Origin of the sequence: Flavimaricola marinus (assembly GCF_900184895.1) — a bacterium.
GTDB lineage: Bacteria > Pseudomonadota > Alphaproteobacteria > Rhodobacterales > Rhodobacteraceae > Flavimaricola > Flavimaricola marinus.
Window position 1 is genome coordinate 43,136 of sequence record NZ_FXZK01000016.1, and the last position, 10,337, is coordinate 53,472.

Consider the following 10,337-nt stretch of genomic DNA (forward strand, 5'->3'; position numbering starts at 1 on the left):
TAAAAGCATCATTATGTCATTTTACATTACCATTTGGAAAGCTGAATAGTCGACGCCAAAGGGAGGATGCAAATTGGAAACTCAGGTGGTCATCATCGGCGGAGGGCCGTCGGGGCTTTTGCTCTCGCAGCTCCTGCACGTGCGCGGGATCTCTTCGATCGTGCTGGAGCGCAAAACCAAGTCCTACGTGCTCAGCCGGATCCGGGCGGGCGTTCTCGAAAGAGGCTTGCTCGCGCTGATGCAGGAAGCCGGCGTTTCCGACAGGATGGAGGCCGAAGGCTACCCGCACGACGGTACCCTGATATCCTATGGCGACGAGATATTCCGGATCGATTTCCCTGAACACACGGGCCACTCGGTCATGGTCTACGGTCAAACCGAAGTGACGCGCGATCTCTACAAAGCACGCGAAGAAGCAGGCGGTCTAATCGAATTCGAAGTCGACGACGTGCAGATCCACGGCGCCGATACGGATGATGCTTCGGTCAGCTATACCGTAGGCGGCGAGACGCGCCGGATCTCTTGCGATTTCATTGCCGGCTGCGACGGCTTTCACGGCGTCAGCCGCCAAGCCATCCCGCTCGACGTGCGTCGGGAATATGAAAAGGTCTACCCATTCGGCTGGCTCGGCGTCCTGTCCGAAACACCGCCCGTAGCGCATGAATTGATCTATTCGACATCGCAGCGCGGCTTTGCCCTGTGTTCCATGCGCAATGAAAATCTCAGCCGCTACTATATCCAGTGCTCGCTGTCCGACAAACCCAGTGACTGGACCGATACCGCCTTCTGGGAAGAGCTCAAACGGCGCATCCCCGAGAAATACGCCGAGGCGCTTGTTACCGGCCCGACCATCGAGAAATCCATCGCCCCGCTGCGATCCTTCGTGACAGAGCCGATGCGGTGGGGGCGGTTGTTCCTCTGCGGTGACGCGGCGCATATCGTGCCGCCTACAGGGGCCAAGGGATTGAACACGGCCGCCTCCGACGTGCATTACCTCTACAACGGGCTGAGGCAATTCTACGAAAGCGGCGACACAAGCGGCATCGACGGCTATTCCGCCAAGGCGTTGGCCCGCGTCTGGAAGGCCGAGCGTTTCAGCTGGTGGTTCTCCTCGCTGCTGCATCGCTATCCGGATCAATCGGAATTCGACATCAAGATGCAGGTGGCCGAGCTGGAATTCCTGCGCACGAATGCGTCGGCGCAAAAGGCTATGGCCGAGAATTACGTCGGCCTGCCATACTGAACACGCCTCTACGAAGGAGCAAAAGATGCAAGACCGGAAATCAAGCGGAATGGCCGTTCGGCGCAAGGTGCTCGGCGACGCGCATGTCGACAGGGCCGAAGCCGCCAAGAGCGATTTCGACACGCCGTTTCAATCTCTCATTACGGAAAGCGCATGGGGCACCGTTTGGGCCTCGGACGGAATCTCCCTGCGGGACCGGTCGATGCTGACGCTGGCGCTCTTGGCCGCCACCAAGAACTTTGAAGAAATTCCAATGCACATCCGGGCTACCGCCAATACCGGCGCGACAAAGCAGGATGTGATCGAAGCATTTCAACATGTGGCAATCTACGCCGGCGTGCCGGCTGCCAATCATGCCATCAAATTGGCCAAAAAGACTTATGCCGAAATGGAAGGGAACGGACAATGACCGCAGAACTTTTTCAACGCGACCGCGTCTGGCAGCCGCCTGCCTACACGCCAAACTACAAATCGTCAGTAAATCGGTCGCCTAATCTGGCGCCGTTGTCACTGGAAATGACGCAAAGCGAGCTGACCGCACCACGCTTCGGCCACGACGTCATCGACCCGATCGACTGCGACCTGATCCGCAATTATGCCAAGACAGGCGATCCGATCGGAGAGCGGATCATCGTGCACGGGCGCGTGCTCGACGAAAACGGCCGCCCTGTTCCGCACACTCTGGTCGAAGTCTGGCAGGCCAACGCCGGCGGCCGCTATCGGCACAAGAACGACACCTACTTCGCGCCCATCGACCCCAACTTCGGGGGCTGCGGCCGGGTCCTAAGCGATGCTGAAGGACGCTACATGTTCCGGACGATCAAGCCGGGTGCCTACCCCTTCCGGAACTGGATCAACAGCTGGCGGCCCGCGCATATCCACATCTCGGTCTTTGGCCCGGCCTTCGCTCAGCGGCTGATCACTCAGATGTATTTCGAAGGCGATCCGCTCATTCCCAAATGCGCCATCATCAATGCGATCCCCGACCAGCGGGCCATCGACGGACTGGTCGCCGCGCTCGATCTGAACGAAACCATTCCGCTCGACACCATCGCGTACAAATTCGACATCGTCCTGCGCGGCCAGCGCTCGACCTTCTTTGAAAATCGGCCCGAGGGGAACTGATCATGGTGCAATCACTCAATTACCTCAAGGAAACCGCCTCTCAAACCGCTGGACCCTACGTCCACATCGGCCTGGCGCCGGGAGCGGCTGGCTTTGACATCTACCGCAAGGAGCTGGGGCACGACATCGCCGGCCCGAATGCCAAGGGCGAGCGGATCACCGTGACAGGCATCGTCTACGACGGGATCGGTGCCCCGATCAAAGACATCCTGATCGAGACGTGGCAGGCCAATGCCGACGGCGTCTATCCCGGTGCCGGAGACGTCGAAGAGGGCTTTGTCGGCTGGGGTCGTGCGATCTCGGACTTCGATACCGGTCGCTTTACCTTCGAGACCGTCAAACCCGGTCGCGTCATGGGGCGCAACGGCAAGTTGATGGCACCGCACATCAGCCTTTGGCTCGTGGCGCGAGGGATCAATCTCGGGCTCAGCACCCGAATGTATTTCTCGGACGAAGCGGACGCAAACGCCGAGGATCAAGTGCTCAACCTCGTGGGTCCACCAGAACGGCGGAGCACCATGATCGCCTCGCGCGATGGCAGCACGTACACGTTCGACATTCGGGTGCAGGGCGACAACGAGACGGTGTTTCTCGACGTGTGATTGGAAATGCGGGTGCCGGGGAAAGCCCCCCGGCACTCGAGCGATTGAAAGCGATGCAAATCGCGGCACGTTTCACCAACGGCATGTAAAAAGGCCCCCGCGCTCATCGCGCGGGGGCCTTCGTCACTCGGCTCAGAAGAACCCGAGCTTGTTGGGATTGTAGCTCACCAAGAGGTTCTTGGTTTGCTGGTAGTGATCCAGCATCATCTTGTGGTTCTCGCGACCGATTCCCGACTGCTTGTAGCCACCGAAGGCAGCATGAGCCGGGTAAGCGTGGTAGTTGTTGACCCAGACGCGACCAGCCTCGATCGCGCGGCCGACCCGGTAGCATGTGTTCATGTCACGTGACCACACCCCGGCCCCGAGGCCGTACATCGTGTCGTTGGCAATCGCCAATGCTTCGGCCTCGTCCTTGAACGTGGTCACAGACACCACAGGGCCAAAGATCTCCTCCTGGAAGACCCGCATCTTGTTGTGGCCTTTCAGGATCGTCGGCTGAATGTAGTTGCCGCCAGCAAGCTCGCCGTTGAACTGAGCGGCCTCACCGCCGATCAGAACCTCGGCGCCTTCTTCGCGGCCAATGGTGAAGTAGGACAGGATCTTCTCCTGCTGCGCCTTGCTGGCCTGTGCGCCGACCATGGTTTCGGGATCACGTGGGTCGCCGTGCTTGATGGCCTTCACCCGAGCGATCACGCGCTCCATGAACGCGTCGTAGATGTCTTCCTGGATAAGCGCGCGCGACGGGCAGGTGCAGACCTCGCCCTGGTTAAAGGCAAACAGGACAAAGCCCTCGACGGCTTTGTCGAGAAACGCATCGTCTTCGCGCATCACGTCCGAGAAGAACAGATTGGGGCTCTTGCCGCCAAGCTCCAGCGTCACCGGGATCAGGTTCTCGGTCGCGGCCTTCATGATGGTGCGGCCGGTTGCGGTCGATCCGGTAAAGGCGATCTTCGCGATGCGTTTCGATGTCGCCAAGGCAGCGCCCACTTCAGAGCCATATCCATTGACGATATTCAGGACGCCGGCGGGCAGAATGTCTGCGAGGATTTCTGCCAAGACCATGATCGCGGCCGGGGTCTGCTCTGCCGGCTTCATCACGATGCAGTTGCCGGCGGCCAGCGCAGGTGCCAGCTTCCATGCCGCCATCAGGATCGAAAAGTTCCACGGGATGATCTGGCCCACGACGCCGAGCGGTTCGTGGTAATGATAGGCCACCGTATCCGCGTCGATTTCGCTCATGGAGCCTTCCTGACCGCGCAAGACGCCTGCGAAATACCGGAAATGGTCGGCAGAAAGCGGGATATCCGCGGCCGTGGTCTCGCGGATCGGCTTGCCGTTGTCCCATGTTTCGGCCGTTGCCAGCAGATCGAGGTTCGCCTCGATGGCATCGGCAACCTTGAGCAGGATGTTGGCGCGTTCCGTCGACGATGTGGCACCCCAAGCGGCCTTCGCGGCATGGGCGGCATCGAGCGCCAGCTCGACATCAGCGGCATCGGATCTGGCGCAGTCGTTGATCTTTTCGCCGGTGATCGGCGTGACGTTTTCGAAATACCGACCGTTCACCGGGGCGACAAACGCGCCGCCAATGAAGTTGTCGTAGCGTGTCTTGAACGGCGACGTGTAGGTGCCGGCTTCGGTATGTGCGAGATCTTTCATGATGGGTCCTCCTGTGACACCGGGTCCTCCACCCGGATTGAGAAGGAAACTGACGCGACGAAACGGCTGCGTCATCTGGCCGAAATCGAATGTTGAGAGAAAGTGTCTCAGGTCTGAGACAGATTGCTCAGCTTTCGTCGAGGCCGAGCCGTTTCATCCGCCGATAAAGGGTCGCTCGCCCGATCCCAAGCTGCCGTGCCGCCTGCGAGACGTTGCCATCCGCCCGTGCCAAAGCGCGAATCACGGCAGCCCGTTCCGCCCGCTCAAACCCCGTCGGCCCGTCTTCACGGCCGAGAATATCCGCCGCAGGAAGCGCGGTGAGCGGGCCCGTTCCCGCCAGGTTGAAGGTCCGGCGGGCCTCTCGGGTTGCCCCGATGACAAGGTCGTCGTCGTCGACTGCCAACAGGCTCGCGGCCTCCGCGTCATCGCATTCGGCCACGATGATCCGGGCAGATGTATAGGCGGCGCGAAAGTTGGCCTCTTCGATCGCCCGAGCCGTCTGTGCGACCTGCGCCCCGATCAGCCGGTTGAACGCTTCCGTCTGATCGGCACGGGCGGACGACACGTCCAGTGCCGCCACGATGCGCCCGTCCGCACCATAGATCGGCGCATCGATGCAGCTCATATTGGTGTTGCGCGCGTGGAAGTGCTCTCCCTGATGGATGATCACGCGGCGTCGTTCGGTCAGGCATGTGCCAATACCGTTGGTGCCTTCGCGCTCCTCGCTCCAATCCGTGCCGGCCCAGAGGCCCCAGGCTTCGAAGGTGGGTGCATCCGCTTCCGCCATGCGCTGATCCAGAACCACACCATCCGCATCGGTGAGCAGGACGGCACAGCCCGACTGGCCCACCAGCGAAAAGAGGCTATCCAGACGCGGAGCAGCCACCATGAGAAATTTGTCGAGGACTTTGCGGCGCTCATCCAGCTCGGATTGTGTGATCCGCTCCGGGGCGCGATGCTCGTCCGGAGTAAGGCCGTGCTTCATGATGGACCGATGCCAACTCGCCGCGATCTGCGACAATGCGGCTGCCGACGAGGAATACGTCGCCTCTAGCACCTTGTCGGTATGGGATCGTTTGTCAGACATCACCGGCCCTCGCTCCGCCCCCCGGGTCTCTCGACTATAGTGGTCGTGCGGAGTGTTTCAACACCACGTCAACGAGTGCCTGTCACCCACGCCGATCCACTTGACGAACGCCAGACAAAGCCCCGTCGTTCGAAACTGCCGCCTCTGTGGGCAAGGCCGTCTCGACCTGCGCCAAAGGCGCTGCCGCAAAGGGTCCGCTGTAAAACGGTTTCCGCTTACGCATCCTCGGCGTCCGCCCCATCGCTAATGATGCCCAGCTCGAGTGTCTGCTTGGCCGACCGATCCGCAAAGCAACAAGCGCACCGCGGGTCAGTCGGAAACCGCCACTGAGAAACCACCAAACAGAGCTGTCAAGCCGCCGTGTCACCTGAGCCGGACCTCATCGCCAGATTGCCGGTCGCAATGGTCGGTCAATATTGGCGGTATCAGGTCGGCATACAGGGCCTGCCCGACCCATCCACCAGTCACAGCCCCGCAATGACCTTGTCCAACGTGGCCGGATAGTCCCGAACTCGCACGCCAGTGGCGTTGTAGATTGCATTGGTGATCGCCGCCGCCGCGCCGCAGATGCCAAGCTCGCCGATGCCTTTGGCCTGTAGCGGACTTGCCCAGTCATCGCGCTCCTCCAACAGCTCGACCGTAAGCTGCGGCACATCGGCGTTCACCGGGATGTGGTATTCGGCAAGGTTGCTGTTCGTCACATGCCCATCGCGCGGATCGAAGGCCATTTCCTCCGTCAACGCAATACCAATGCCAAAAGTCATGCCGCCAAGACACTGGGATCGCGCAGTCTTGGCATTGAGAATGCGGCCAGCGGCGAAACTGCCATGCATGCGACGCACGCGGGTCTCGCCGGAGGCCGCATGCACCGCCACTTCGGCAAAGTAGGCGCCAAAGGTGGCCTGCCGGACAGCCTTGGAGGTCTCGCCAGGCACGACGTGTCCCAGCTTTGCGATCTCGTCACCCCCAAGCACTTCGGTCAGGGATTTGGTCTGGTTGGCATAGGTGACGCAACCATCTTTCAGCATCAGGTCCGGCTCGCTGACATCGAGACGCTCGGCCAGTTGACGGCGGATCGCTTCGCAGGCGAGGTAGACCGAAGTCCCGCTGGAGGACGCCCCCCAAGAGCCGCCAGAGCCGGCTGCCGGTGGCAGAGTGGTATCGCCGAGGCGGACATCGACCTTCTCATAGGGCAGCCCGAGCATCTCTCCCGCAATCTGGCCGAGGATCGCATAGGTGCCGGTGCCGATATCGGTCATATCGGTCTCGACCCGCGCTGTGCCGTCCGGCAACAAGGTCACGCGGGCCTCGCTTTCCTTCAGCACGTTGATGCGTGCCGCCGACGCCATGCCATATCCGATCAGCCATTCGCCCTCACGGCGTTCCTTCACACCGGGGCGATCGGCCCAGCCAAAGGCCTCTGCCCCGCTTTCCAGCGCATCGCGGAATCTTCGGGAGGAAAAGGCCTTACCGCTCTCCGGGTCCTCGTCGGGGATGTTGCGCAGTCGGAGTTCGACCGGGTCGATTCCCATCTCCTGCGCAAGTTCATCCATTGCGTTTTCCAGAACCGTGACGCCCACCGCCTCGCCCGGTGCCCGAACCGAACCGGCGCATAGCCGATGCAGGCGCGCCAATTCCAGCGACATCTTGCGATTGGCCCCGGCATACAGGAAATGTGAAGCCTGCAGGACCGGCTCGGCGAAGGTCTCTCCGGGGAGGTTCGAAACCCGCGCATCGTGGCCGAGGCCGATCAGACGACCGGCGGCATCGGCGGCCAGACGCACCCTCTGGCGGGTTTCGGACCGGCGCATCGTGGCTTCGTAGACCTGCGGGCGTTGCAGCGCCACAGAGACCGGCCGGCCCAGTTGCTTCGCGGCGATGGAGGCGGCGACGGCCTCCGGCGCCAGCCCCAGTTTGGAGCCAAAACCGCCGCCCACATAGGGCGAAACGATGCGGACCCGGTCAGGATGGACACCAAGTGAATCCGCTAACTCATTGCGATTGTATTTCAGCATTTGATAACTGCCGCGAAGGGTCAACTCCTCGCCGTCCCACGATGCGATCGAGGCGTGCGGCTCCATCGCGGAGCTGGAATGCGATGGGGTGGTATAGACCACATCCACGCGACAGGCCGCCTGCTGCATGGCAGCTTCCAGATCACCTTGATCCAACGCCTGATTTTCCCGCGGCTCGGTCGCGGCGGTTGCCGGATCGACAGGCACCATCTCGGCATCCTCGAGCGTCACCTGCAGCGACTGAGCCGCATGACGGGCCTGTTCAAAGGTTTCGGCCACCACGACGGCGATCAGCTGGCCATGATAGGCCGCGTGTCGGGCGCCTTGAATGGGGGCGGCGTCGGCGGTGCCTTGGGCGGGATTGCGCAGCAGTCGGTCGTCCTGGATCACCGCTAGAACGCCGGGCATCTCTGCAACGGCATCGCTGTTGGTCAGGACAACCCGACCGCTGTTGCCCGGCGCGCGGACCATGACGCCATGCACCATGCCGTCGATCTGCCATTCATCTGCGTAGGTTGCAGAACCGGTCACTTTGAGTGGCCCCTCTGGCCGGTCGAGCGGTGCACCCACGAGGCCTTGCGCCATATCGTCCAGCCGTCTCTCGGTCGCCGGGGCATCCATCTTGAGATACTCGGTCATGATTGGGTCTCCTGCGTCAACTCCGACACCACCGACACGAGCGTGCGGCGGGCGAGTGGGAGTTTGAAATCGTTGCCGCCAAAGCCCTGAGCCTCGGACAACAAAATGTCTGCTGCTTCGTTGAAGAGCGCCTCGGAGGGTGTCTCGCCGACGAGCACGTCCTCCACTCCGGGATCTCGCCAGGGTTTCGGAGCCAAACCACCAAAGGCCAGATTGGCCGCGGCGATGCGACCTTCTTGCATGGCCACAATCCCGGCAACGGACACCAAGGCAAACGCATAGGACGCGCGATCGCGCACCTTCCGGTATGTCTGACGGCCGCCGATCGGCGGGGGCAGCAGGACAGCGGTGATCAGCTCCCCGGGCTCCAGCACTGTTTCGCGATCCGGTCGGTCGCCGGGGAGGAGGTAGAGTTCATCCAGATCGAGCCGACGGGTCGTGCCGTCCTCTTTCAGGGTCTCCACATCCGCCCCAAGCACACGCATGGCCACGGCCATGTCACTGGGATGCGTCGCGATGCAATGCTCAGACGTGCCCAGCACGGCGAGGCCCCGATTGACACCCTCTCTCGCCGCACAGCCGGAGTCGGGTTCGCGTTTGTTGCAGGGCATGGTGCGGTCTTGGAAATAGTGGCACCGGGTCCGTTGGAGCAAATTGCCCCCCGTGGTCGCCTTGTTGCGCAACTGGCCACTCGCACCCGACAACAGAGCGCGGCTGAGCACCGGCCAGTTGCGCCTGACGCGAAGGTCGTTGGCAAGATCGCTGTTGGTCACCAACGCGCCGATGCGCAGGCCATTGTCGGCAGTGTCCTCCATCTGGTTGAGCTCAAGCCGGTTGATGTCGATCAAGGTCTCAGGGGCCATGACCTCGAGTTTCATCAGATCCAGCAGATTGGTGCCACCGGCGATGAATGCGGCGCCGGCTGCGGCTTGGCGAGGCGCGGCCTCGATGCTCTCTGCGCGTCTATAGTCGAAAGGTCTCATGCGTTTTTCCCCGCGGCTTTGTGGATCGCCTGCACGATATTTGGATAGGCCGAGCACCGGCAAAGATTACCGCTCATCCGCTCCGAAATTTCGTCAGAAGTGAGCTCTGCCTCTCCCGCGAGGTCGCTTGTCACATGACTGGGCCAGCCATCGCTGATCTCTTGCAGCATCGCCGTGGCCGAACAGATCTGGCCGGGGGTGCAATAGCCACATTGGAAACCGTCTTCGCTGACGAACGCCTGCTGCAATGGGCTAAGGTCGTCCGGCTGGCCGATCCCTTCGATCGTCGTGACCTCGTCGCCGTCATGCATGCACGCAAGCGTCAGACAGGCATTGATCCGTCTCCCGTTGACCATGACAGTGCATGCGCCACACTGACCATGATCGCAGCCCTTCTTGCTACCGGTCAGACCAAGATGATGACGCAAAGCATCGAGCAACGTCGTCCTTGGATCGAGGTCCAATCGTCGCTGCGTGCCGTTAATTGTCAGATGTGTCTGCACGGGAAACCTCTCAAAATAGCCAAGCTCGCTGGACTAACCGGCGCGCGGCTCCATGGTTCCGTGCTTGTGAATGATAGTGAGGCGATAATCGTGGTTAGTGCCTGCCCGGACACCGGTTCGAGTGCATCCCAATTTGGAGGAGGTGTATCAATGCGACGTGCACAATGTGTCGGCCACACTTGTCGATCCCGCAAACCGCTCTTTAGCGGCTGACCCTCTGGAGCCCGATCACACGTTTTTCTGCTCGTGCCCTCGTAGTGGGCGTCTTTCTGGCTTTTGATGCAGCACAGACTTAGTTTTTTCTGGGGTTTTGACAGCAAAAAGCCCCGGCTTTGAACCGAGGCTGCTTCGAGGCTTTGGTTGCGGGAGCAGGATTTGAACCTGCGACCTTCAGGTTATGAGCCTGACGAGCTACCGGGCTGCTCCATCCCGCGACAGGATGTCATCGATAGAGAGAATAACAGAGCTTATTTTGCTCTGAACG

The 10,337-nt window shown here is 61.2% G+C and carries 9 protein-coding genes and 1 tRNA gene; 4 read left to right on the forward strand and 6 right to left on the reverse strand.

Going from position 1 to position 10,337, the window contains the following annotated elements; all coding sequences use genetic code 11:
- Positions 1–73 precede the first annotated feature (73 nt).
- The 4 genes from pobA to pcaG are packed head-to-tail and all read left to right on the forward strand — an operon-like array spanning position 74 to position 2,970.
- Positions 74–1,243 carry a 4-hydroxybenzoate 3-monooxygenase gene (gene pobA / locus LOM8899_RS20945; protein ID WP_093994202.1) on the forward strand — a complete coding sequence of 390 codons (1,170 nt, stop codon included), beginning with the start codon at positions 74–76 and terminating at the stop codon, positions 1,241–1,243.
- A 25-nt stretch (positions 1,244–1,268) separates the two neighbouring features.
- Positions 1,269–1,652, forward strand: coding sequence for a 4-carboxymuconolactone decarboxylase (pcaC, locus tag LOM8899_RS20950; RefSeq protein WP_093994203.1), 384 nt, complete (start codon positions 1,269–1,271; stop codon positions 1,650–1,652).
- A complete protein-coding gene (gene pcaH / locus LOM8899_RS20955; RefSeq protein ID WP_093994204.1) occupies positions 1,649–2,368 on the forward strand; it encodes a protocatechuate 3,4-dioxygenase subunit beta in 720 nt (239 codons plus the stop codon). Before pcaC ends, pcaH begins: the two co-directional genes overlap by 4 nt.
- A 2-nt stretch (positions 2,369–2,370) precedes the next feature.
- On the forward strand, positions 2,371–2,970 hold the full coding sequence (gene pcaG, locus LOM8899_RS20960; protein ID WP_093994205.1) for a protocatechuate 3,4-dioxygenase subunit alpha: 600 nt from the start codon (positions 2,371–2,373) through the stop codon (positions 2,968–2,970).
- A 132-nt stretch (positions 2,971–3,102) separates the two neighbouring features.
- On the opposite strand, the gene adh is transcribed toward pcaG, so the two are convergent.
- The 6 genes from adh to LOM8899_RS20990 all read right to left on the reverse strand — a co-directional run bounded on the left by adh (position 3,103) and on the right by LOM8899_RS20990 (position 10,287).
- Positions 3,103–4,626 (reverse strand): aldehyde dehydrogenase, encoded by a 1,524-nt coding sequence (adh, locus tag LOM8899_RS20965; protein ID WP_093994206.1) that lies wholly within the window; start codon positions 4,624–4,626, stop codon positions 3,103–3,105.
- 127 nt (positions 4,627–4,753) lie between these two features.
- Positions 4,754–5,713 carry a helix-turn-helix domain-containing protein gene (locus LOM8899_RS20970; RefSeq protein ID WP_211096245.1) on the reverse strand — a complete coding sequence of 320 codons (960 nt, stop codon included), beginning with the start codon at positions 5,711–5,713 and terminating at the stop codon, positions 4,754–4,756.
- A gap of 464 nt (positions 5,714–6,177) precedes the next feature.
- Entirely contained in the window at positions 6,178–8,367 is a 2,190-nt protein-coding gene (locus LOM8899_RS20975; protein ID WP_093994207.1) for a xanthine dehydrogenase family protein molybdopterin-binding subunit, read from the reverse strand.
- Entirely contained in the window at positions 8,364–9,350 is a 987-nt protein-coding gene (locus LOM8899_RS20980) for an FAD binding domain-containing protein (protein ID WP_093994208.1), read from the reverse strand. The genes LOM8899_RS20975 and LOM8899_RS20980 overlap by 4 nt, the downstream gene beginning before the upstream one ends.
- A complete protein-coding gene (locus LOM8899_RS20985) occupies positions 9,347–9,853 on the reverse strand; it encodes a 2Fe-2S iron-sulfur cluster-binding protein (RefSeq protein ID WP_093994209.1) in 507 nt (168 codons plus the stop codon). Before LOM8899_RS20985 ends, LOM8899_RS20980 begins: the two co-directional genes overlap by 4 nt.
- 357 nt (positions 9,854–10,210) lie before the next feature.
- Positions 10,211–10,287, reverse strand: a tRNA-Met gene (locus LOM8899_RS20990).
- Positions 10,288–10,337 lie beyond the last annotated feature (50 nt).